This is a genomic window from Spirosoma litoris, from assembly GCF_054776755.1.
The window spans coordinates 1-23909 of sequence record NZ_BAAHBI010000055.1 but is presented as its reverse complement, the minus strand read 5'-3'; the positions used below and the strand labels follow the sequence as shown (position 1 = coordinate 23909).

The following is a 23909-nucleotide window of genomic DNA, read 5'->3' as shown; positions in this document are numbered from 1 at the left end:
CAATAATTCGGGATTGACAGATATACCATCGCTAACTAAGAAAGATGGATTGTCACTAGCTAGTGCAAGGAGAAGGAAATAGCTACGCAGGCTATTTACCAAACAGAAACCTATAAAAACGGTTATGCAATCTCCTTGTGGTTAGGACACACGTCGGCCAGTATGCAGGAATTACCTACCGCCGAGGAGGGTTAATCAGGGCGAAAACAGCCAGAAAAGAATATAAATCGGCCCTGCGCCAAAAGGGCATTTTAGCCTTAAGTACTTCCTGGATGGCAGTCGTTGGAGCCAGTCGAAGGTATGCCAGCAAGAAAACAGGAACAGAATGTCCTGTTGTCGGCAAGTTATGATGACTATGGTTCGGGTGCTTTTGATGGGCCGAATTAGCACCATAGTGCATTATCATGAAATCAAGAAAACCCAGGTCCGGTTCGGTTTGCCGGTGTTGCTGATAATGTTGTACGAGATCGACCAATCGGGTAGACTGATCAATGCCAAAGCCGGGTAAGAGACTACTTCCCAACATTTGGCAGGCCAACATAATTGCAACTAACGCCTTCATAATTTTCTGAGTATTTCCTGATAACAAGGCGTTTGTTTTAATGTTTTTAAAAAGTCACCAATCGCTCCAATTTGGAAATATTCTTATTCTATTGATTAAGGCTACCGCATCGTTCCTGCAACTGTTATCCAAGATATTTAGCCAGGCTACTAGTACTTTTCCAATTTAGAGTCTAGAGATTCTTTTGATTCTAATTGATGGTTTACGAAATGATTATCAGCAGAATAACAACAATAGAATCCGATAGAATCTACAGAATCTACTTTGGTAAGGCACTAGCTTTTCGATGGGATAAAGTTCCTACAATACGTTTCCCTCCTTACCGGGTAAAGTAAGCAGTGAATTTAAGTTTGATTTCGTCATCGGCTTTCATGCCAAGTAGAGAAGGTTGTTCAACATTGAAATCGGTCATTTTAATATCAAAAGCACCGCTAATAGCTAAACTATTTCCGTCTTCCTTGCGGGTACAAACCAGTACAGCAGGTTTGGTTACGCCATGAAAGGTAAGCTTTCCGGTAGCTGTCAGTGTGCCATCAGCATTGGTTTGTATTACCTGACTAACAAACGTGACATTCGGATAGCGGATACCATCCAATACCTACAGCGCGTGCGAATCCCGGTTACTATCTTTGCTATCGAACGTAGCAACCTTAATTACCACGGCAACGCTTTCAACTGCTTTTGTGGCCTCATCATACATCAGTGCGCAGTTTACATCATGGCTGACACCATCCCAGGTATGAAGCGGATGGTGCATGGTGTAGGTGACGGTTGATATTTTTTTATCGGCGATCAGTTTTTTCCCAACCGTAGTAGCTGAAACCAGCAGGCTAATCAGAACAAGGCCAATCAGGTAGTTAAGTGTTTGGGCAGGCATCATGACTGTATGAAGCTAAAGTGGGGGCTCAGAATTTAATGGCAATTATCGAAGCGGCAAAGGCACCAAATGTAGTATACGCAACGTCGCGGTGAAGCGGTTTTAGGTCTGGATTCTGGCGAATCATGCCCGCCAGAATATTGGTCGCAATCATACCCGTCAGGTGAATAACGGCTAAGTATTTATGCAGCTTTATGCCACTCAGCCCTTTGCGGTCGGCCAGCATTTTGGGCGGAGCCGTCAGCGATAGCAAGGCGGTAGTTCCGTAGGAAACATTGATCAGGGCAGCCGTGGTTTGGTGGGCCTGAAAAAGCCGCGTATACTCACTGCCCTGGGCGTTATAAAGTTTAGCGCCCAGAATTCCCTGGACCACAAAACCGGCTAGTGTAACAAATCCCATAACCTGGTGAGCAACCAGCATGGAGCGCCGAATTTTTAGTTCTTTCTCCCGGCCTTCAGGCGTTAAAGGAGCCACATTCATTGTCCGAAGCAACCCGTTGGGACCCCAGAAAACACGTTGGGTAAAGAGCATTTTGCTCGGTAACAAGGGTTGAGCCGTTAACGAATCGGTCAGGCCAGCCAACAGTTGATCGGCGGAAGTAGTGTCAACAGCTGGGGCTGCCGGACGAACGATACGGGTTGTGTCCTGGGCTTGAGCGAACAGGTTAACACAGAACAGCAAAACAAAAAGACTTAGCCGCATACTTAGTTTGTGATTAGAAGGCTTTTGCCGTCGCTGCTTAGGGTGGCTTTATACTGAGTTAATGACCTGGATGCTGGTCCCTGAGTAACGGCCCCTGTGGTATTAAAACGGGCTCCGTGATTGGGACAATAAATCGTGTTTGAACTAGCAATGTATTCTACCGTAGTACCTTCATGAGTACATACTTTCGATAGGGCGATATAACTGCCATCTTTGATATGGGCCACCAAAATAGAACCCGTATAAGCATACCCACCAATGGTGGTCAGTCCTGCATAGGTTGCTGACGTTAAATCCAGTGTGATGTCAGCGGTCAGTGGTGCTGCCGGGGAGGGCGAACTCTTCGAGCATGAAGAAAGGGTGCCCGCACAGTATAAAGCAACCAACGCAGATCCACTTAGTCCCAATTGTTTTAGAAACTCCAGGCGATTCATTGATTCGGCGGTTTTATCCATGATAAGTTCAGGTTAGTACATTAATCGTTTTCAAATTGATATACGGCGGCTAGCAAAACAGCCGCTGCCTGATTAAAAAAAATTAATGTCTGAAAACAGAAAAACTCGCCTGAGAAGAGTGCAAACAATTAGTAAACAGATTACCTATTAAAAGTCAAGGCTGGATTATAGGCAACTTGTCACCTACATCCAGCCTGTCTGATCAATAAAATGAGTGCGCCGTTTTTAGACGATGTATACCTACAAAGTCTGCGTAACTGAAAATTGTCGAAGCGGATGGCTGAATTAGTTAAATAAATCGAGCCATACCGATGCTTTCAGCCCGAAATTACTACCCCCTGGGGTATTGGCCATACTTCGGAAATCGTATAGATAATAGGGGACTACTTGCCCGGAAATTCGCGATTTATGGTATTGGATGCCTGTCCCAAAACTAAAATCATGAAAGAAGCTTCGCTGGGCATTTACTTCAAACGAATTGTAGCGTTCTGTCCCCTTATATTCACTATCGTAATGCACCTGTTGATAAGCCGCCAGATCGAAGCTCGTACCGGTTTGAAACAGCAACGACCAATTATGCTTAATCGGAACGTAATATTTAAGCATTATCGGCAAACTAACAATGGAGGTATGAATAGAAATATCGTCAATCCGATCGAATTGAGCTGGTAAAAAAGATTGATACTGTCGAACAAAATCTTTTCCAGTTGAGGCATTAAAGTCATCCATATCCCGATGTGTTTGCGAATGAAGTTGAGCCGCCTGCAAGCCTACCGACAGGCCTAAGTTTTCATTCAGAAACAATTCCAACGTCGGGCCCACACCAATACCATTTCGAATGGCTATCGACTCAATACCGACACGTGGTTTCAAAGCCGATAATCGGAATGGAGGGCGATTTTGTTTACTCGGTTTAGCCTGTTCCTGGGCTGATGCCACTGACTCTTTTTTGGCGACAGAATCAGGCCTGGGTTTTTCCTGTTCAGGTACTTTCAAGAGCCTTTGCGTTGTATCAACGGCAACAATTTTTTCGCTCGATTCCTGATTCGTATTAACAGCCACGCTCGTTGAATCAGTAGGTAGCGGCTGTGTTGATGCTGCTGGATACGCTCTATTTCCTAACAATTGGCTAGCCTTCGCCTGACGGGTACGCGGAGATATGCCAGCAATTTTACCCTTCTGACGTTGTCGGCGAAGTTTAGTCGTTGCTCGTTCAAAAGACGGTTTGGCTATAGGCGTATTCTCTCCAGTATCGTCTACGATGGCGGAGTCGCTTTGGCCACTGAGAACACTATCCGTGGGAAATTGACCTGTTGGCCTGTAAAAATGCCGGTGTTCGATAATAGTCCGCTTCACAACATAGACCGTATCAACGTGAGGTAGCCTGGAAGATTCCGCACGTGAGGAAGCTGATGATGATACTGGCTGCTGAACAGGATTAGACTGGCGTAGCGTTGCGCTCAACTGAGCCGTCAACGTCTGATTTTCATGTACTACATACAGCGTAGACACCCACCCCGCTAGCATAAGACAACTCAGTGCCCAGCCACCATATTTACCCAGCCAGGGCCAAAATCCCACACTTGGCAAGCGTTTTTGAAATCGATCCCAGGCGCGTGCCTGGTAGGTTGGGCTGACCGATTCCAACTGTTTCTTCATCAGTTTATCAAACCGTTCGTTAGACATAGTTTCGTCGGTTTACTGAGTTTGTAGCTGTCCATTCAATAAGCAGTTCCTGTAATTTCTGGCGTGCTTTAGCCAGGTTAGAGCGTGATGTACCTTCGTGTATACCCAGCATTTGGGCAATTTCGGGATGGGAATACCCATCCACAACGTGTAATGAAAAAACGGTTCGGTAAGCGGGTGGGAGTTTCTGAACAATAGTCAATATGTCATCAACAGCCAATTTTTCCAGCAACTTATCCGTCTCGCCAATGTCATAAGCCTCGTCAATATCCGTGAAGATTAATGGTGATTTATGCTGTCTGTAATGATCAATCGCCGAACGCACCATTACCGTACGAAACCAGGCATCGAATGGCTGTTCAGGATCGTAATATGAAATCTTATTGAGAACGCGTAGAAAGCCATCATCGAACATCTCTTCGGCCTCTTCCCGGCTGCTGGCGTATCGCAAACAGATGTTGACGCCAAAGCTATAATAGGCCTCAAATAATTGCTTCTGAGCGGCTGACTTTTGACATCGACATCCATCAATCACATCAGGCAGATTAAGTGACTTTTTTCTTCGAAATAGCACAGAGGATGATCGGGTAAGGTCTATAAGGGTCTACGATAAAAAGAAGCCCGGTCGTTGCCTGAGAAGAAAATAAATTTTTCTACAGGCAACGATCAGGAGATCATTCTCCGTATGTAATGGTAGGTATAGTCACCTGGAAAACGGCTTAAATTATCCCTACTCCATCCAAAGGAACAAGTAACTATTTGTATGAAATCTAAAAACTTTATTAGCCTCTCTGTGGCATTGGTGTTTCTTATCTTAGGAACAACGGGTCTGCTAATCTACTTTGGGCAGGGAAACCATGCCATTGAGCATACACATGCCTGGTTTGGCATTTTATTCGTGAGCGCAGCTGTATTTCATATCATGAACAACTGGTCATCCTTGCTGAGTTACACGAAAGACAGAAAGACAGGCAGTTTACGACGAGAATTTATTATTCCACTCCTGATTACAGTCTTGTTTGTCGTTGGCGTGAGTGCCGACATTCCTGGGTTTGCGCAGTTAGCGAATGCAGGTAAACTGTTATTTAGGGGCGATGGCCCACGGCGTGGGCCGTTGACACAACAGGCGGTTGATTCCATTGCCCATAATTCAGAAGTCATTTATAGTAAGGCGTGTAGTGCCAAAGATACAAGCCTACTATCGACAGTACTTTCTCCCAAAGCGACCATCTGGAATGAAAATAACCAAGTTGTGAATCCCTTCGATAGCACTAAGTTTATTGAACCCATACAGTACACTGTTGAAAAAGCCGAATCCGTCGACGATAACGTCATTTGGGTACATGGCAGTGGTACAGAGTCAAGCACGTCTAAAAAGGCACTTTTTACGCACATTCTCAAAAAGGAAGAAAACAAATGGCATATCGTTGCGGGCCAATTAGCCATTACGAAGTAGTTGTATCGTCGCAAAGGGAAGGGTTAGAAACATATGCTGGTCCTTGCCGATAAGATTGCGTGTCTCCGGTCCTTACTTAGCTATATACATTCGGTTTTTTTTAGCTGATTATTACATATACCCTAATAAGAGTGATCGTTGGTCATTCTACCAACCAGTAACAAGTGAATTACTAAGCTCTTTAGGTAATATGTTCTGTTTTTGCGCGGATTTGTACCAGTATTCATTGATGGAAACGAAATGGAATGGCTTCGCTATGTGTTACCGTTAGTGTATACATAGAACGCGAAAAAAGTCATGCAATTAACGGTTGATTATTTAACGGATACGCTTGCTAACCTACTGGAATATCCACTCCTACAAGAACTGGCTGTGGTTGGCCAATATAAGATTGTTCCAGAAGGTGCTTATTTAATACGTCCCGGCGAATACATCCGATCCGTACCTATTATCATTCGTGGATCTATAAAAATTATGCGACCCGATCAGGAAGGCCGTGAGGCACTTCTTTATTATTTAGGTGGTCAGGATGCCTGCGCAATGTCGCTTACTTGCTGTCTGGGGAGTCGGCGTAGTGAAATTACGGCTGTGGCCGAAGAAGAAACCGAGCTGATTACGATTCCCGTCGATAAAGTTGATGAGTGGCTGTGCCGCTATTCGACCTGGAAACAGTTTGTTTTTCAAACCTATCAGAAACGGTTTGATAACCTGCTGGCCACGATTGATGAGGTCACTTTCCATAAGCTGGATGAACGATTACTAACCTATCTTCAGAAAAAAGCGCAAAGTTGTCAGTGTCGTGAATTAACAATTACGCACGAGGAAATTGCGAATGAACTGGCTACCTCCCGTGAGGTTATATCGCGCCTGCTCAAACAACTCGAAAAAATAAACAAACTAAAGTTGTCACGGGGTAAAATCGAAATGTTGCCCAACTAAACTCCTTCTGTGTAACAATTATCACGGAAAAGCCTTGTTACGTCCTGTTGCTTTGCCTAAAATCTGGCAAGCAAGATGACTACGATTCAACTTATTGGCTTTTCGACATCCATTTTTATTGGCATTAGCCTGGGGCTAATTGGCGGGGGAGGCAGTATCCTTACGTTACCCGTACTGGTATACATGATGGGCATTAACCCCGTTCTGTCAACGGCCTACTCGCTATTTGTGGTGGGCACTACGTCGCTGGTGGGCTCGGTTAGCTACATGCGCAACCAGCAGATTAACTACCGAGCCGCCTTTGTTTTTGCAATTCCCTCGTTTCTGGCGGTTTTTCTGACCCGAAAATACCTGGTTCCGGCCATTCCTGATCCGGTATTGACGATGGGAACTTTCACCCTCAGTCGGAATGTGGCCATCATGCTGTTCTTCGCGTTGGTGATGCTGGCTGCATCCGTATCCATGATCCGGGACAAAAAAGGCAATACGAACAACGAAGCAGGAGAAGTGACCTTTAATCTCCCCCTGATTGCGCTCGAAGGAGCCCTGGTCGGTACGTTAACAGGCATCGTGGGAGCGGGTGGCGGATTTCTGATTATTCCGGCTCTGGTGCTGCTGGCGCGACTTCCTATGAAAATGGCGGTGGGTACGTCGCTGCTGATCATTGCGGCCAAATCGCTAATCGGATTCCTGGGCGATCTGTCCAACATGCAGGTCGACTGGCCATTTCTGCTCGAATTTACCGCTCTTTCAGTCATCGGCATTTTTGTTGGCTCCTACCTGTCCCGGTATGTTCCGGGCGATAAACTTAAAAAGGTATTTGGGTGGTTTGTACTTGTCATGGGTGTGTACATCATCGCGAAAGAACTTCTTTTTTAACTCGTTCAACTTTTGTTTCCATTCGTCAATTTACGGTTATCATGAACATCGAACAGATTTATACCGGCTGTCTGGCTCAGGGAGCTTATTACATAGAAAGTGCGGGCGAAGTCGCTATTATTGACCCACTTCGCGAAGTAAAACCGTATCTCGAACGAGCCGAACGTGAGGGCGCAACCATCAACTACGTACTGGAAACCCATTTCCACGCTGACTTCGTATCGGGTCACCTCGATCTGGCTAAGCAAACCGGTGCTACCATCGTTTACGGACCCAATGCCCAAACGGGATTCGACGCTCACATTGCTAAAGACGGCGAAGAACTGCCACTGGGTAACGTAAAAATTCGGGTACTACACACGCCCGGTCACACAATGGAGTCGACCTGTTATTTACTGCTTGATGAAACGGGTAAGGAAACGGCCCTTTTCAGTGGCGATACGTTGTTCATTGGCGATGTGGGTCGACCGGACCTGGCCCAGAAATCAGACCTGACCATGAACGATCTGGCTGGCTATCTGTTCGACTCGCTCCGGAATAAAATCATGACACTGCCCAACGATGTGATCGTATATCCGGCTCACGGGGCAGGTTCGGCCTGTGGCAAAAACATGAGTAAGGAAACCACCGATACGCTGGGCAATCAGAAGCTATTTAACTACGCGCTACGTGCCAACATGACCCGCGACGAATTTATCAAGGAGGTGACCGATGGTCTGCAAGCGCCCCCCCAATATTTTCCGCAAAATGTACTGATGAACAAGCAGGGCTACGAAAGCATCGATACGGTATTGAATCGGGGGGCACAACCGCTTAGCCCCGAAGCCTTTGAAGCCGCTGCCAACGAGACGGGAGCGGTTGTGCTGGATGTTCGCGCGGCACAGGTGTTCAATAAAGGGTTCATTCCTAATTCCATCAATATCGGTTTAGGGGGCCAATTTGCGCCCTGGGTCGGTGCCCTGATCCCAGACGTTAGGCAGGAGCTACTATTAGTTTGCGAACCTGGAACTGAACAGGAAACGCTAACCCGGCTAGCTCGCGTTGGCTACGATCAGGTGCTGGGTTATCTGGCGGGTGGTTTTGAGTCCTGGGCTACGAGTGGTAATGAAGTAGACACCATTACGTCGATTTCGGCGGACGAACTAGCTGACCAGATTGAAAAAAATTCTATTCCAGTGATCGACGTTCGGAAACCCGGCGAGTTCACGGCTGAACATATTGACGGAGCTAAAAACGTACCGCTCGATTACATCAGTGAAAACATGGCTGCGTTTCCTAAAGAGGAAACCTTCTACATTCACTGTGCCGGTGGATATCGGTCGATGATGGCCGCTTCGATTCTGAAATCACGGGGATTTGATAATGTTATTGATGTGACTGGTGGCTTCGGGGCCATTCAGAAGACCGGACGAATTAAAACCACTGATTACGTATGCCCCAGTACGCTTAAAAAAGGGTAGTTGCTTTCTTGTCATTCTGAGGAGCGAAGAATTCTAACGCACCCTAACTCTCAGGTGAGGGTACATTAAGATTCTTCGTTCCTCAGAATGACAAAAATGTTGGTACATATTCAGACTATGCCTTGCCAAAATCAGGCTTTTATGTAACAATTATCACAGATTAGGGGGCAGAGGTCAGTTAATTTTGTTGTGTCAATGATCACCGACACGAAGGGCCTTGATCTGTACATAAATGAACCTGAGCCATGTTAAAAGGAACCAAGTTATATAGCATTCTTTTCAATAAATGTCCACGCTGTCAGGAAGGGGATGTTTTTGTTAGTAAAAGCGCCTACAATCTGAAGCAGTTCGATAAAATGCATGAACAGTGTAGCCACTGCCATCTGCGTTACGAACGGGAACCCGGTTTTTTCACGGGAGCCCTGTATGTTAGCTATGCCTATTACGTAGCGTTTATCATCAGCTCGTTTGTGCTCTTTTATGCTATACTGAATGTCAATTTAGACTATTACCTGGCGTTTCTTCTACCATCGCTGATTATTCTGACGCCATTCTTCTTTCGGCTTGCCCGGCGGACCTGGCTTAATTTCTTCGTAAATTATCATCCCGAATTCGCTAAAGATAATCAAACGGAAGTCGTAAAGACGCCAAATTCACCCGCGATGTAGGGGTAACATAGAATCGAATACAAGCCAAAGAGGTCAGAAAAGAGGTACCTTATGAAGAAGTACATTAATCGGTGGCAATGGGCCGGTGTTGTTTTGGGAGCCCTGTCCGGGTTTCTATACTGGCGTGAAGTTGGCTGTCTGACAGGTCATTGCCCTATTCAGTCGCACTGGCAATCCATGAGTATTTGGGGAGCTACAGCTGGATTCTTGCTGGGTGATTTACTTCACCAATTCGTTCGAGAATACGTAAACAACACTGGAAACGCCGAAAAAAGAAACCTGTAATGACCTTATTGAGGGTGATGGATACACCCCCTCTTATACATATTTATCCCTGTGAAAGTCTGGGAATCAGCATCGGTACGCGCTGGCGATACTGCTGGTAAGTGTTCCCGAACGTAACGATCAGTTTTCGTTCTTCAAAGTAAATACCAATCCGAATATAGAGCGTAGCAACCAGCAGCAAAATTAAATAGGACCAGGTTGGCTGAGTGATCCAAATCCCGATCAACGTCAAAATAATACCTGTATACAAAGGGTGACGCACGTAGCGAAGCAATCCATGTTGCCGTAATTCCTGCTGACTCGTCTGACTATTGGTCATCGGACAGCCAATAAATTCAGCCAGATCATAGCCCCGCAAGGCAATGACCGCGACGACGAAGCCTACACCAATAACCAACATGCCGATTAAGGATGAACCCTGCCAGGAACTAACATAGTCGACTGGCGCCATTCGGTGGAGCCAGAGTACCGGCAGGAAGGTAATCAGGGCAATGCCATTGTAGAGCAGTCGGTAGTATGCGTTTATTTTACTGAATTTTAAGGCAATAAGTTGCTTCACCCATAGGCTGGCGGTTAAGCTGTGGATGAAGCCAAAAATGACCCAACTCAGTAAAATAAATACATAAATCATGGTGACGGTGAAGACAATGAAATGGAAGCTGTTTAAACTTTCTAAAATCAAGTACTAATCGGTGTGTTTCTGTCATCCCGACGCAGGAGGGATCTTCGGGTGATCCCCTAAAATTATCCTTGACCGAAGATCCCTCCTGCGTCGGGATGACAAAACGCTATTAAAACAAAAGGTTAAACAGCCTCATGGTTTAATTGCAACAATACCTAAAAAAGCCTTCAACACGCCCTACGTACTTATCAAACGGATTCGCGGATTATACACAAATCACATTATGTGTGTTTTTATCCAGCAAGTGGATCAACTGAGTAGATAAACAAAACCGATCTATTTTCACGATGAAACGTATTAGAATGGGCAGCCATTGGAATCATTTGTCGAAAACTATCGGGTTCGGATGGTTGTCTGTGAGAACAGCCTACGGAGCAGTCAATTGACCTTGGCTGATATGCTACCCTTTGTCGAGACGGTTCCGGTCGCCATCATCGAACTCATTCTAAAACAGGAACAGGGTTGGGCCTATATCAAAGCTGGTCTGTAGCGGTACCTTTTCTGCCATAAAGCAGCAGACGCTTAAAGGCATAGATAGCCGGAAATTTTTCAAAGGCAATTTTTATCCGTTTCTTGTATTCAGCAATGAAAATCGTTTGTTCCTCTCCCTGCATTCTTTCCAAATAAGGAATTAATGATGATCCCGAAATGAAATCAAACAGCTTCTCGGGATTATCGGCAATAATCGGATAAACCTTTTGCACAATCTGAATATTTTGTAACCCACCGTCAAACATCAATTGGGCATACGCATCCATACTCAGTACTGGCGATGTTCTTTTAAAACCGTTCAAAAAATCGGCAAACGGTTTTTCCTGAACCAAGTCAAGGAGTAGTTTATTGAGCAGGTTTTCATTCTGAACCGGCATTTGTACAGCAAACTGGCCTCCGGTATTGAGTTTTGACATCAGCGTGGGAAATAATTGCCTGTGATTATCTGTCCATTGCAAAGCCGCATTGCTGAAAATCAGATCCCACTTGGAACGGTTGTTTGCAAACGCTTCTATGGACAGATTGCTGAACTGTAAATTTTCACGGACATATTTTTCCGATTCCGATAGCATTTCTTCAGAAGAATCAATCCCTAAAAAGGAAGCGTTTTCAAATTTTTCTGAAAGGATGGAGGTTTGTTCGCCTGTCCCGCAGCCTATATCCACGCCATTTTTCAATCCCTCCTCTGCGATCATTTCTGTTAAATCAAAAAATGGTTGGTATCGGATGCTTTTGAACTGGTTGTATTTTTCAGGATTCCAGGGCATAATTAAGTCTATTAATGGTTCGTGCCGATTTGGCTGAGCAGCTCCGTAGGTGCATAGCCATATTGTTTTTTGAATGCGTATGAAAAGTGCGACAGGTTTTCAAAACCCGTTTCGTAACAGACATCAATGGGACGCTTCTGCTTTTCGGTAAACTGATAATGAGCTAGTTCCAGTCGCTTTTGGGTGAGCCAGCGTTGCGGTGTTGTATTAAACACTTTGCTGAAATCTCTTTTAAAAGTCGTGAGGCTTCTCCCGGTCAGGTAGCCAAATTTTTCCAGGGGAAGGTTAAACATAAAGTTCTTTTCCATATATCCGGCCAGATCAATTTTCCCCGGTTCTTCAAAATTGGCCAGTATATTGTCTATGCTTTTATCGATTGCCCTCAGAATGCTCATGGCTTCGGTAATTTTTAACGAGGCAATAGTTTCAGGCAGTTCTTTCATCTCAAAATACGGAATCAGGGACGACAGGCAGCTTGCCAGTAAAGGGTGATTGCTGAAATGATATATTTTTTTTGATTCCTGGGCATTGGGCTTTACATCCAGATGGGCATAAAAGTCCCTCAACCTTGCTGTAGAAAGGTGCATGACTACTGTTTTGTGCGGCTTTCCGTCCTTGGGGTAATTAATGATGGTAGCCAACTGGTTTCTCGGGATCAGGAAAATATCCCCCTCCTTAAAAATAGAAGTGGCATCAGCCTGAACAATTTTTGTTTCGCCCGAAATGAACCAGATCAACATGTGGTGCTCAAACATGATGTCTGATTTAAAAAACTTATCCTCATAGCAGGAAAGTTTGATATCATCCGTTATATATTTTGCTTCGTACTGCATGGCTGTTTTTTAGTTCTTTCCCGTAAGGATAAAAAGTATCATTTATGTTGCTTTACTGAAAAGCCCGATTCAACTGTCAAAAGAACGGTAGTACACAAGCTCTCCACTGCGTTCTTTTGACATGGTTCGTCCGTTAAACAATCATACGGATTGTCCGCCATCGATTAGAAAATTAGCCCCTGTGATAAAGGCGGCTTTATCGTCAGACAGGAAGACAATCAACTCTGCCACCTCGCCAGCTTTTCCAAACCTCGCCAGGGGAATGCTACTGATCATTTGCTGTTCAAGGGTATCATTTACTCCCATTTTGTTCATGATCTCGGTAGCAACAGGACCCGGACTTACCGCATTCACACGGATTTTTCGTGAGGCCAACTCAAGGGCCGCTATTTTCATCACCGCATTGATGGCTGCTTTACTGGCTGCATAAACAGAAGCCGTTGGTGGTGAAATAGTTGCTGAAGTTGACGACAGGAATATCACCGAAGCACCATCGTTCAGAATAGGTATGAATTTGCTTAGGGTAAAATAAGCTCCTTTGAAATTCACATCCATAATTTCATCAAATACCTGTTCGGACGTCAATTCGATTGGGGCTGATTTCGTTATTCCGGCATTGATGAGTAAGATATCGACCTTGCCAAATTGTCCTGAAATATCCGAGACCAGGTTGTCAATATCCGCTACGCGGGATTGGTCAGCTATCATTCCGGTTACATTCAGTTCCGATGCCGCCTTTTCAACCGCTTCTTTTCTTCTGCCGGTTATAATCACGTTGGCACCTCTTTGACTTAGTTCTTTTGCAGTAGCGTATCCGATGCCGCTATTGCCGCCCGTTATGACGGCAAGTTTATCGTTGAACGTTTTCATTTCGTTGGGTTTGGGATTAATTAATTGAAAAAGATATACCACTGACCTCTTCGCTCCATTGCCACAGGCGTTTGGCATCGGCCTCGTCCAGCGAATAACGTTTTACGCCCGGCGACATCTCGCTATCGGATGCTAGTGGGGCTACATCGGCATCTTCACAATACACGCCACCGATGTTATCGAGCAGCGGTGTGGTGGCGCACCAAACAGTTGTGGCAGCACCCTGTGGTATGGTTTTGAGTGAAGCCAGTACTTGGGGAAGCATATTGCCCTCTTCGTCCACAAAACCCATTTTCTGGAAAAGCTCTAACGGAGCTTCTCGTCCCAGTTCTGTTCCACCAATAGAACCTGGATGTAGGCTATAGGCCCGTACATGGAAGGCTTTGCCACGATTGTCTAGTTCAAGAGCAAATAAGTTACTCGCCGTTTTGGATTGCCCGTAAGCCTGAAGTGTTTCGTACGTACGGTTTTGAAAGTTGGGATCGTCAAAACTAAAGGTGCCGAACTGGTGGCCATGGGAAGACACATTGATAACCCTCGCTCCGTTGGCTTTGATGAGTGCTGGCCATAATCTCGCCGTTAACTGAAACTGGGCCAGGTAATTCGTTGCCAGTTGCGATTCGATACCCCGGCTATCGTGGCGAAGGGGTACCCACATAATGCCCGCATTATTGATTAGCAGATGAAGCGGCCTGCCAGAAGCCAGAAATTTTTCAGCGAATGCATCTATAGACGCCGGATCCATTAAGTCCATGGGTTCTATTTCGACATTTGCAATACCTTCCAGATTTCGTTTTGCTTTTTCGACGTCCCTTGCCGGAACGATGACCGTTGCTCCCGCCTGTGCCAGTGTTTTGGTGGTTTCCAGGCCGATGCCTGTGTTACCGCCCGTTACAATGGCAATTTTTCCTGTAAGGTCAACCCCTTCAATGACGTCGTTGGTTGTTGATTTTGCGTTGAAGCCCGAACCGATTGGTTGTTGTAAAGCTCCCTGATAATTGTTTTGTTCCATTTTTTTGATTTGTTATTGATGGAACAAAGGTAGAGGCACGCCTTCGGGCAGATTTTGTTCAAACGTCCGAAGTTGCTTTGTTTAAAAGACCAGGTATTTTGTTGCTGAGAAATGGCCAGGATTCATCATGCGGGTGAAGCCGATGAACCTGTAAACAGGTTTACGCCTACCGACGACTACGAAAAAAACGACCCAACTCATTTAACCACTTGGGTAAATGAACGCGCCAACTGATTACCGGAGACGTAATGGCATTAAACTCCTGGCCCGTTGTGGTAGGTATGGCACTGGATTTGGGTACGGTCAATACTTGAGACGAGTACAAACTACGATGACCGGACATCAGAAAACTAATGACGCAGGAAACGGCAGCATAGGGAGCTACTTCGGCCCCAAACAGCTCAATGGCCAAAATACTACAGGCAATGGGCGTATTGGCGGCACCAGCCAATAAACTCACAAAACCAATGGCCGCAAACGTCGAGTGGTCGCCCCCAACCAGCTCGGCATAGAAACTGCCAGCAGTAGCCCCAATAAATAACGTAGGTGTAATGACACTGCCGCTCCGACTGATGCTCAGGGTAATGACGGTAAAAAGTGCTTTCAGTAAAAACGTGTAGGACCTGACCGGATGTCCTTCGATGGCATTTTCCATCAGATTGAGTCCTAAGCCTAAATAATCACGGGAAAATAAAAGCGTCAACCCAACCAGCACTACGCCACCCAGCAACCCTTTCCACGGACGCCAGATCGGAATCCTGTTCACGGCCGATGTACTGGATTGTATCGCCCGGATCAGCCCATAGGCACACAATCCGAAGAGGAGACCACCGCCCAGTAGCTGTAAGAAAAAGCCCCTGCCAAAAGCGGGCACAAACTGAAGGGGATAGTAAAAAAAGGTAACCCCCAACGCTGAGGAAATCTGATACGCGGTAATGGACGCAACGAAGGCCGGAAGCAGTACGTCATACAGAATGACGCCAACGGCCAGCACTTCAATGCCAAACAAAGCCCCCGCAATTGGAGCGCCGAACACACAGGAGAACCCGGCACAAAAGCCGCACAGGACCATTTTTCGCCGATCAATATTGTCGACTCGAAATAGGTTGGCGCAGAGACTGCCCAGACCAGCGCCGATCTGGGCACAAGGGCTTTCTTTCCCTGCTGAACCGCCCGTTGCCAGAATCAGAATAACATTAACGATTTTAGTTGGGACAAAGCTTCCTTCGATTTTTCCATAGTTTTTGTTGATGGCTGCAATCAGGGCGTCGGTGCCCACGTGCTGCTTCAACACAAACTGACTGAGCAGATTAGCGACAAAAAAACTAATCGGAAGCAGGTAAAATACATGCTGATAGTGATTGCTTTGCTCGATCACCTCATGAATAAAGAGGATAAACCCAGATACCACCAAACCCGTCAGGCAGCCGATCAGTACCGAAAGAATGACCCATTTGAGGACACTAAACAACAGAACCAGTTCTTCATGGATGCGCATACGTACTTAACCCATTGGCGGCTTATCTGTTAAAGGGAGCAGTTTCAACTGTTTTTTAGTACTAATTTTTTCAATGTAACAAATATCACGGAACAGCGATGAACGCCTGCTGATCTTTGTGCAGGTATTCCGTAGCACACAGCCTATGAGCAGATTTAGGTTGGCTCTGGAACGTTCGGCATCAATGCCCCATTCATACCATTTAAATCTCAATTATCACCTATAAATCAATTCATGGAGTTTATTGACCTCATCCGGAAGCCCTGGCCCTGGTACGTAGCCGGGCCACTGATTGGCCTCACTGTTCCAACGTTATTGCTCATCGGAAACAAATCGTTCGGTATTTCCTCGTCGCTTCGGCACATCTGCGCGGCCTGTCTGCCCGCTAATATTCTGTTTTTTCAGTATAACTGGAAAAAGGAAATCTGGAATCTGTTTTTCGTAGCGGGCGTGCTGATCGGCGGTTTTCTGGCGACGCGTTTTCTGGAAAATCCCGATGCATTCCAACTTTCGGCTGCTACCGTTGCCGATTTGAAGGCGTTGGGCATTCATGATTTTTCGGGCCTGATGCCCGCTGATTTATTTGATACAACCAATTTATTCACGCTAAAAGGACTGGTCTTTTTTGTATTCGGGGGCTTTCTGGTGGGTTTTGGCACACGCTGGGCGGGTGGCTGTACGTCGGGTCATGCCATCATGGGCCTGTCAAACCTGCAATGGCCATCGCTGGTTGCCACCTGCTGTTTCATGATTGGCGGCTTCACCATGACGCACCTAATGCTTCCTTACATCATGAAACTGTTTTAACCCTGAAGCGAATAAGAAACTATGGAAAATATAGCAAGTCCAGAGCCGTTGGTGTGTGATGCGCCCAACGACATGAAAAAAACAGAAAGCGGCATTGCCAACCTTAAATACCTGGTTGTGGGCGTTATGTTCGGCATTGTGTTCGTGAAAGCCGAAATCATTTCGTGGTTTCGGATTCAGGAAATGTTTCGTCTACAAAGTTTCCACATGTATGGCGTTATTGGGTCAGCGGTGATCGTTGGAATGATTTCGGTATGGCTGATCAAGCGGTTTAATATCAAGACTTTATCGGGCGAAAGGGTTGTGTTTCACCAGAAAACATTCAATAAAGGGCAGATATTCGGGGGCTTAATGTTCGGGTTGGGATGGGCCATTACAGGGGCTTGCCCAGGGCCGCTGTTTGCCCAGATTGGTAGCGGCTATCTAGTGGTTATCGCCACGTTGCTAAGCGCCATAGCCGGTACGTGGGTCTATGGTTACCTACGGGATAAGTTGCCTCATTAAGTGTATTTAGCAAGGGAATTATAAGCGGCTGTATGTGATAAATGTTACATACAGCCGCTTTTCTGTGCGCTTTTTTAGAAAAAAAAAAAATTTTAACTATTCCTGAAAATAACAACTCATTTTCAAGGACTGGTGGTGGGTGGGGCAACACTGGTTTGTCGGCAGGGGCCACAAAATCATGTATCTCGCCTGCGACTACTGGCGTAAAAACGGGGTACTGGCCAAGTTAACGAAATTTCTACCGTCAAGCTTTTTTGACGAATTCTGATTTAAGTGCCATAGCCCCAAAACCGTCGATTTTACAATCGATATTATGGTCGCCATCCACCAGCCGAATATTTTTCACTTTGGTACCTGCTTTTATTGGCTGAGACGACCCTTTCACGGGAAGGTTTTTGACAATCACAACGGTATCGCCCTGTTGAAGAATATTGCCGTTCGCATCTTTTACGACGAGAGAATCTGTATTGTCTGTGTTCTCCTCCGGGTTCCACTCGTGCCCACATTCCGGGCATACAAGCAGGTTATCCAGTTCATAGGTATAGGTCGATTGGCATACGGGGCAAGGGGCAAGTTCACTCATGTACATGAAGATTTTTGATGCTCAAAGATAAGTAGGCTGTATTGGTAAAGCCTGAAAAGCTGACGATAATCATGTATTTTTTGTAACAAACATCACAGAAGCAGCCTCCGCTTTCCGCCAATTTTGATGCATCACCTTAATCATCAAAACGCCATGAACGTAGAACAAATTTATACCGGTTGTCTGGCTGAGGCTGCTTATTATATTGAAAGTGAGGGCGAAGCTGCCATCATCGACCCGCTCCGTGAAACGAAACCGTATATGGATCGGGCAGCTGCCGATGAGGCTACGATCAAGTACATCTTTGAGACCCATTTCCACGCCGATTTCGTATCGGGACACCTCGACCTGGCCGCAAAAACAGGTGCTACGATTGTGTTCGGCCCCACAGCGCAGCCCGGTTATACAGCACACGTAGCGAAGGACGGCGAAGAGTTTCCGCTCGGAAAGGTAAAAATCAGGGTACTGCACACGCCGGGTCACACGATGGAATCATCGACGTTTTTGCTCATCGACGAGAACGGCAAAGAAACGGCCATCTTCACTGGCGATACGCTGTTCATTGGCGATGTAGGTCGGCCTGATCTGGCGGTGAAAACCGACCTGACCCGCGAGAATCTGGCCAGCTTACTCTACGATAGCTTGCACACAAAAATCATGACCCTACCCGACGATATAGTTGTGTATCCGGGACATGGTGCAGGTTCGGCCTGTGGCAAAAACATGAGCCAGGAAACCACCGATACGCTGGGTAATCAGAAGCGGTTAAACTACGCGCTACGTGCCCGTACCAGAGAGGAATTTATTCAGGAAGTAACGACAGGATTGATGCCTCCTCCACAGTATTTCCCCAAAAACGCCCTACTCAACAAAATGGGCTATGCCTCTGTCGATGCGGCCATTCGGCAGGGTACGCAGGCGTTGTCGCCAGCCGCGTTTGAAGCCGCGGCTAACGAGGAAAGAGCCTTAGTACTGGATGTGCGGGCGTCTCCGGAATTTGCCAAAGGGTTTATTCCGAACTCCATCAACATTGGTCTGGAAGGACAGTTTGCGGGCTGGGTTGGTACGTTAATACCGGATCTGAAACAACCTATCTTACTAATTACCCCCGAAGGCAAGAAGGAAGAAGCCGTATTGCGACTGGCCCGCGTCGGTTATGATCATTGCATCGGCTATTTATTGGGCGGTTTTGCCGCTTGGCAATCCACTGGCCGGGAAGTCGATACCATTACGTCGATTTCAGCCGATGCGTTCGCTGACGTATTTACCCAAAATCCAGACTTGCCCATTCTCGACGTTCGCCGGAAGAGCGAATACGGTGCAGAACACATAGTCGGTGCCGAAAACCTGCCGCTGGATTATCTGAACGACAACATGGCTCGCATTGACCGCAACCAGACCTATTACGTTCACTGCGCAGGTGGTTACCGATCCATGATGGCGATTTCGATTCTGAAAGCGCGTGGATTCGATAACCTAATCGATGTGGCTGGCGGATTTGAGGCCATTAAGAAAACGGGTAAGGTAGCCCTAACCGATTACGTTTGTCCAACAACGCTTCTTTAAGTTCTTTTTCGACAGGATTACAGGATTGATATATTTTTTTCTGAGCGATAAATCCTGTCGAAAAGCATAAACATCAATTCCTATGGAACCGCATTATTATAAAGTCAATCTGGGCTGGCATTATGCTCGTTTAGGGCAGCTCAGCGCTCCGGGCCTGACCGACACTATCGACGTAGCCACTCCCCCCGAATTTCCGAAAGGAATGCCCGACGTATGGTCGCCAGAACATCTGCTGGTAGCGGCTGTGGTCGGTTGCTTTATGACGACGTTTCTGGCCGTTGCCGAAAACTCCAAACTCGATTTTGACGATTTCGACTGCTCAGCGAAAGGCAAGCTGGAGAACATCAACAATAAATGGCAAATCAGCAAGGTGGCTCTATCGCCCAAATTGCTGCTAACCGACGAAAATGATTTGGAGAAAGCACAGCGCGTACTGCATAAAACCGAAAAAGCGTGTCTGATTACCAACTCCATTCGGGCACAGGTGACCATGCAGCCTACCATTCAATTTTCCGTGAAAGAGTATGACTAACAATTAACTTGTAGGGAATAAAAAAGCGCAGACCAACTTGGACTGCGCTTTTTTATTTGTCAAACTGAACCCTTCCTGCTGTAGAAAAATTTAACCGTACTCACTTTAAGTTCCGCCAGCTACCGGCATCGTATAGGTCTGTTACGCCCTGGCCCGCCAGGAACGATTTGGCACGGGCACTGCGCATGCCCGAAGCACAACAAACTACAATCGGCTTCTTGTAACTTTTTATTTTATTAACCTTCGACTCCAGTTGGTCGAGTGGAATATTGACAGCACCCTGCGCATGACCTCCGGCAAACTCACCTGGTGAGCGCACATCTATGATAACAACTCCCTGAGCAATTGCATTGTCAAGTTGACTGGCATTGGTTCCGCCAAATATAGATTTCAATAGGTTCATCATTTTTGTAAACGGTTAAGTTGATGAAACAAATTTCCTAAACTATAAGGGTATAGTCCGTGATATTTATCACCAACTCCCCAACTGGCAAAATAGATGTTAGATCATCTTTTTGAGAGTAGCCATGATTATCAAACTAGCCAAGAGCTTTAAGGTCACCACATTGGAGAATTTGGGCAAGCTTACTTTAGCTCCTTCATATAACTTTTGGGAGCCTTAAAATAGCCTAGCTGGAAGAAACGCTGTCGACAGGATGAACACTGGAGCGCTCTACCAGGTATAAGTTTCAATAGCCCAACACGACGGATTCGGTGGGTGTCTAGATTGCCACACTTGGGACAAGTACCAGAAAAGCGAAATGATTGAAATGGATTAGCCGACAAAATAGTATTAATGGGTGGAATAACCAATTTACTTCAGACGAACACAGTCTAAAAAGTAACAACGATCAAATTGATTTAAAATGGATAATTTCACCATTAAAAATTTACGATCAAGATCTTGCCGCCCAAAAGGTGCTGACCTTACCATCAGGACTCTCTGCTGGTTACGGCTGGTTTCTCTCCTCCCTCCTGATCACGTTTCACACGCGACCTCTACAGATAGTATTGACAAAAAAAGGCTAACCGCAATGCGAATAGCCTTTCTAATTCTAAACTATTTTGCCCAATGGTGAGAAGTAAAAAAAGATCGCCAGCAATAAAAATCACTGACGATCTAACTCTTTCCCATTTCAAGAGCACTTCAAATGTACTAAAAACCGTAAAGACAAACACAGAAACTCGTTTTTTAAATAGGCGACTTTTGTAAGGCATAGCCACAGAGCAGGGAAAGGAGGCTTGCTGTCAATCGTCGGGCTCCATTAAAAACAGACTTTTTTACTTCTATAAATCCAGATGTATCAGCTGTATCGTATATATTATGAGTTAGTTGGCTTTTCTTTTCGACATTATAGGGCTTGATTCCTGTCTGGAGTTAAGCCTTTTTTATTTCGATTCTAATTGTAGTGCAGAATCAAATACTTTCTAAATCTAGGTCCCGTCAATTCACAAACAGAACACACAAAGAAGGGATATTCGTAGGTTTTATCGAAAATCCAGGTGGTATAGTGGATAGTCATAGTGTTGAGCCTCTTCAGCAAAACATTTCAATCATATTTAAAACACAAAAAAAATATCCCGCAATTACCTTATTTACAGGCAATTGCGGGATATTTTGCAGAGAGGAAGAGATTCGAACTCTCGATACGGTTGCCCGCATACACACTTTCCAGGCGTGCTCCTTCAACCACTCGGACACCTCTCTGTGTGACTTACCCCATAGTATTACTTATGAGGTGGTTATATTATTCGTTTTAGCTTTCCATTTTCTTTTATTTCACAATATGCAACTCTAATCTGATTCAAAATTGCCCTAAGAACGCTAAACGGAGCGCAAAATAAGCGAATTTGACGGTCATCTACAAATGGTATGTAGTTTTTTGTATTTCACTATTTCATTGACAATACTGAGTATGGCTTGCAAATGAATTACAACAGATTGGGGTGGTCCGATTTAGTGGCACACTGATTTGTCAGATTTGTATAATAATCTTGTTCAAACTGGTCTGGGTCTCACCCGCTTATAATAGACCTCAACATAGTCGAAGAGTTCGGTGTGTGCATCCTCTACGCTCAAAAACGCTCAGCCTTCCAACAACTCCGCTTCACTGATGCCCAGTGCCTCCGATACAAAAGCCACACTCTGGCCGTTAGCAATCATTTTCAGCACATCATCTTTGAAAGTAGCAGGTCCGCCGGCGCGGTCGTATTTACGCCGTTTTAGAGGTTTGTTTTAGGCAGCATGATCTTGCGAAATTAGACAAGTTCACTATGCCGATTTATTAGATCATCTCAGATAATCCACTTAGGTAAGTAGGAATGAAAATATAGCTATGCACAAATCTGCCTATCTTTTCCAGATTGGATTAGTTTTTAGTCAAAAGTAAGTTAATGTATTTCTGGATGGCTAAAGTAAATGTCGTCCAGTTGCTCTCAAGGTAGTATATCTAATTGAATTTAAATACCTATTCAGTACAAGTTGAAACCTGTTCCTGACAAGCAGGTTAATAAAGTATCAGCTAGTTTCCTGAGGGTTCAGCCCAATCATGCTGAAATGATTGCCCTAGTTGCTTGACTAGTAGGGATAGCTTTCTACCTAGCGCAAATAAAACGATAAGGGGGGAAATAGCAACTACGGCAAGTACAATGATTGCATAAGTGACGATAAGAATTAATAGGTAAAACTTAGTACCAAGATGATCATATCCCATACTCTTAAAATGTCAATTTCCATAAAGTGGTCACTAATAGAATACAAAAATAATCCTCTAGCAGACCATCAATTCTTTAAAAGATATAAGTAAAGCACTTAATTATACAAATTTGATATCTATTGAGGTATTAACAATCGATAATTCTATTTACACTCTAATCAGTTGAAACTATTGCTGAGCCCTTTACGTAACTACTTATCAATTGTGTTCTTTCTGATTCTAGTTGTTACCATTGCGCATTCTGGATCTCGTAGATGATCAGGACTACTTACTACCATTACGGGATCTGATTCCATATGGAGTCAGACTATTTTGGTGAGTCAATAAAAAAGTTAGCCAACACAAAACCTTTCTGCACTGGCTAACGTAAGTTTGATATAATTTTTGGTTAAAAAGAGGAAGGTTCAAAAACACCCGGCCAATTTGTGTCGGGTATTTTTATTTATACTTGAAGCTGTTTAAACTTTCTAAAATCAAGTATTAATCAGCGTGTTTTTGTCATTCCGACGCCAGGAGGAATCTCAAGCTTGATTATTACGGGAGCTTGAGATTCCTCCTGGCGTCGGAATGACAAACAATTAATTCCTATTCTCTTTAGCGAGAAAAGTTTAAACAGCTTCCTTCTTTTGACTTTGAGTAAGCGTAAAGGGTTACTTTTTAATTCTAAATCAACTCATTTAGTTTATTAAACGGCAATCATATGAATGGTTATGAAATTGTAATGTACTTAACGTCATATGAACCGTTAATACCAACGCTACGCTTTCAAGGCCATATAGGCCATTCCTAATCCCTTATTCACGTTTATTTGGGAATTTAGTAAAGGGAATTACAAACCGTCAGGTGGGAAGTAGTTACGAGCCAGATCAAGCAGTAGGCGGCAGAACAGGTTACCTGTACTTAATGTAAACTAGCTTGAGAGATGGCTCCCAGCAAATTGGGAAGCAATGAAACTCCAAGTAGACGAGACTAGAAATTTGGCCAATACGGTTAACTATTCTGCTTTACCACGGGTAGGGAGTGCTCGCTAAACTGTGTCACAGGTGAATAAAGGGATAAAAACTCTTATTTTCACC

The 23909-nt window shown here is 45.1% G+C and carries 26 protein-coding genes and 1 tRNA gene; 11 read left to right on the top strand and 16 right to left on the bottom strand.

What is annotated here, in order from left to right; translation table 11 throughout:
- Window positions 1-175: 175 nt before the first annotated feature.
- The 7 genes from ACYVGR_RS28705 to ACYVGR_RS28675 form a co-directional block, all read right to left on the bottom strand.
- Window positions 176-562: a hypothetical protein gene (locus ACYVGR_RS28705; protein WP_460963325.1), complete on the bottom strand. Its 387-nt coding sequence runs from the start codon at window positions 560-562 to the stop codon at window positions 176-178.
- Window positions 563-881: 319 nt separating this feature from the next.
- Window positions 882-1157 carry a YceI family protein gene (locus tag ACYVGR_RS28700; protein WP_460963324.1) on the bottom strand — a complete coding sequence of 92 codons (276 nt, stop codon included), beginning with the start codon at window positions 1155-1157 and terminating at the stop codon, window positions 882-884.
- Between the two features lie 3 nt (window positions 1158-1160).
- Window positions 1161-1442: a hypothetical protein gene (locus ACYVGR_RS28695; protein WP_460963323.1), complete on the bottom strand. Its 282-nt coding sequence runs from the start codon at window positions 1440-1442 to the stop codon at window positions 1161-1163.
- Window positions 1443-1467: 25 nt separating this feature from the next.
- Entirely contained in the window at window positions 1468-2142 is a 675-nt protein-coding gene (locus ACYVGR_RS28690; RefSeq protein ID WP_460963321.1) for a hypothetical protein, read from the bottom strand.
- A 2-nt stretch (window positions 2143-2144) separates the two neighbouring features.
- Window positions 2145-2597, bottom strand: a complete 453-nt coding sequence (locus ACYVGR_RS28685; RefSeq protein WP_460963319.1) for a QcrA and Rieske domain-containing protein — start codon at window positions 2595-2597, stop codon at window positions 2145-2147.
- Between the two features lie 285 nt (window positions 2598-2882).
- The gene (locus ACYVGR_RS28680; RefSeq protein ID WP_460963317.1) at window positions 2883-4283 is read right to left on the bottom strand and encodes an outer membrane beta-barrel protein; all 1401 of its coding nucleotides are present in this window, start codon (window positions 4281-4283) and stop codon (window positions 2883-2885) included.
- A complete protein-coding gene (locus ACYVGR_RS28675) occupies window positions 4276-4857 on the bottom strand; it encodes an RNA polymerase sigma factor (protein WP_460963315.1) in 582 nt (193 codons plus the stop codon). The genes ACYVGR_RS28680 and ACYVGR_RS28675 overlap by 8 nt, the downstream gene beginning before the upstream one ends.
- A gap of 189 nt (window positions 4858-5046) precedes the next feature.
- Here ACYVGR_RS28675 and ACYVGR_RS28670 point away from each other — a divergent pair, with 189 nt between their 5' ends.
- The 6 genes from ACYVGR_RS28670 to ACYVGR_RS28645 all read left to right on the top strand — a co-directional run bounded on the left by ACYVGR_RS28670 (window position 5047) and on the right by ACYVGR_RS28645 (window position 9970).
- Window positions 5047-5739 (top strand): DUF4405 domain-containing protein, encoded by a 693-nt coding sequence (locus ACYVGR_RS28670; protein WP_460963313.1) that lies wholly within the window; start codon window positions 5047-5049, stop codon window positions 5737-5739.
- Between the two features lie 297 nt (window positions 5740-6036).
- Window positions 6037-6678 carry a Crp/Fnr family transcriptional regulator gene (locus ACYVGR_RS28665; protein WP_460963311.1) on the top strand — a complete coding sequence of 214 codons (642 nt, stop codon included), beginning with the start codon at window positions 6037-6039 and terminating at the stop codon, window positions 6676-6678.
- A gap of 75 nt (window positions 6679-6753) precedes the next feature.
- A complete protein-coding gene (locus ACYVGR_RS28660; RefSeq protein ID WP_460963309.1) occupies window positions 6754-7557 on the top strand; it encodes a sulfite exporter TauE/SafE family protein in 804 nt (267 codons plus the stop codon).
- A 41-nt stretch (window positions 7558-7598) separates the two neighbouring features.
- Window positions 7599-9017: an MBL fold metallo-hydrolase gene (locus ACYVGR_RS28655; protein ID WP_460963307.1), complete on the top strand. Its 1419-nt coding sequence runs from the start codon at window positions 7599-7601 to the stop codon at window positions 9015-9017.
- Window positions 9018-9262: 245 nt separating this feature from the next.
- Window positions 9263-9685 carry a DUF983 domain-containing protein gene (locus tag ACYVGR_RS28650; RefSeq protein WP_460963305.1) on the top strand — a complete coding sequence of 141 codons (423 nt, stop codon included), beginning with the start codon at window positions 9263-9265 and terminating at the stop codon, window positions 9683-9685.
- Between the two features lie 51 nt (window positions 9686-9736).
- Window positions 9737-9970: a hypothetical protein gene (locus ACYVGR_RS28645; protein WP_460963304.1), complete on the top strand. Its 234-nt coding sequence runs from the start codon at window positions 9737-9739 to the stop codon at window positions 9968-9970.
- Window positions 9971-10013: 43 nt separating this feature from the next.
- On the opposite strand, the gene ACYVGR_RS28640 is transcribed toward ACYVGR_RS28645, so the two are convergent.
- Complete coding sequence (locus ACYVGR_RS28640) at window positions 10014-10601, bottom strand: methyltransferase family protein (protein ID WP_460963302.1); 588 nt, start codon at window positions 10599-10601, stop codon at window positions 10014-10016.
- Between the two features lie 364 nt (window positions 10602-10965).
- On the opposite strand from ACYVGR_RS28640, the gene ACYVGR_RS28635 reads away from it, so the two are divergent.
- On the top strand, window positions 10966-11142 hold the full coding sequence (locus ACYVGR_RS28635) for a DsrE family protein (protein ID WP_460963300.1): 177 nt from the start codon (window positions 10966-10968) through the stop codon (window positions 11140-11142).
- On the opposite strand, the gene ACYVGR_RS28630 is transcribed toward ACYVGR_RS28635, so the two are convergent.
- From ACYVGR_RS28630 to ACYVGR_RS28610, 5 genes are all read right to left on the bottom strand, one after another.
- Window positions 11126-11911 (bottom strand): methyltransferase domain-containing protein, encoded by a 786-nt coding sequence (locus tag ACYVGR_RS28630; protein ID WP_460963298.1) that lies wholly within the window; start codon window positions 11909-11911, stop codon window positions 11126-11128. The genes ACYVGR_RS28635 and ACYVGR_RS28630 overlap by 17 nt on opposite strands.
- A gap of 11 nt (window positions 11912-11922) precedes the next feature.
- The gene (locus tag ACYVGR_RS28625) at window positions 11923-12744 is read right to left on the bottom strand and encodes a helix-turn-helix domain-containing protein (protein ID WP_460963296.1); all 822 of its coding nucleotides are present in this window, start codon (window positions 12742-12744) and stop codon (window positions 11923-11925) included.
- 141 nt (window positions 12745-12885) lie between these two features.
- Complete coding sequence (locus ACYVGR_RS28620; RefSeq protein WP_460963294.1) at window positions 12886-13614, bottom strand: SDR family NAD(P)-dependent oxidoreductase; 729 nt, start codon at window positions 13612-13614, stop codon at window positions 12886-12888.
- 16 nt (window positions 13615-13630) lie between these two features.
- The gene (locus ACYVGR_RS28615) at window positions 13631-14626 is read right to left on the bottom strand and encodes an SDR family NAD(P)-dependent oxidoreductase (RefSeq protein WP_460963292.1); all 996 of its coding nucleotides are present in this window, start codon (window positions 14624-14626) and stop codon (window positions 13631-13633) included.
- A gap of 166 nt (window positions 14627-14792) precedes the next feature.
- Entirely contained in the window at window positions 14793-16124 is a 1332-nt protein-coding gene (locus ACYVGR_RS28610) for a chloride channel protein (RefSeq protein ID WP_460963290.1), read from the bottom strand.
- 234 nt (window positions 16125-16358) lie between these two features.
- Here ACYVGR_RS28610 and ACYVGR_RS28605 point away from each other — a divergent pair, with 234 nt between their 5' ends.
- Window positions 16359-16931, top strand: coding sequence for a YeeE/YedE family protein (locus tag ACYVGR_RS28605; protein ID WP_460963288.1), 573 nt, complete (start codon window positions 16359-16361; stop codon window positions 16929-16931).
- A gap of 21 nt (window positions 16932-16952) precedes the next feature.
- Entirely contained in the window at window positions 16953-17435 is a 483-nt protein-coding gene (locus tag ACYVGR_RS28600) for a YeeE/YedE family protein (protein WP_460963287.1), read from the top strand.
- 244 nt (window positions 17436-17679) lie between these two features.
- Here ACYVGR_RS28600 and ACYVGR_RS28595 read toward each other — a convergent pair whose 3' ends face one another.
- Entirely contained in the window at window positions 17680-18018 is a 339-nt protein-coding gene (locus ACYVGR_RS28595) for a zinc ribbon domain-containing protein YjdM (protein WP_460963285.1), read from the bottom strand.
- Between the two features lie 153 nt (window positions 18019-18171).
- Between ACYVGR_RS28595 and ACYVGR_RS28590 the strand changes: the two genes are divergently transcribed.
- The gene (locus ACYVGR_RS28590) at window positions 18172-19584 is read left to right on the top strand and encodes an MBL fold metallo-hydrolase (protein WP_460963283.1); all 1413 of its coding nucleotides are present in this window, start codon (window positions 18172-18174) and stop codon (window positions 19582-19584) included.
- A gap of 82 nt (window positions 19585-19666) precedes the next feature.
- Window positions 19667-20116 (top strand): OsmC family protein, encoded by a 450-nt coding sequence (locus tag ACYVGR_RS28585; protein ID WP_460963281.1) that lies wholly within the window; start codon window positions 19667-19669, stop codon window positions 20114-20116.
- Between the two features lie 100 nt (window positions 20117-20216).
- Here the strand turns inward: ACYVGR_RS28585 and ACYVGR_RS28580 are convergent, their stop codons facing one another.
- Window positions 20217-20522 carry a rhodanese-like domain-containing protein gene (locus ACYVGR_RS28580; protein WP_460963279.1) on the bottom strand — a complete coding sequence of 102 codons (306 nt, stop codon included), beginning with the start codon at window positions 20520-20522 and terminating at the stop codon, window positions 20217-20219.
- Between the two features lie 1215 nt (window positions 20523-21737).
- Window positions 21738-21824 (bottom strand) — tRNA-Ser (locus ACYVGR_RS28575).
- Window positions 21825-23909 lie beyond the last annotated feature (2085 nt).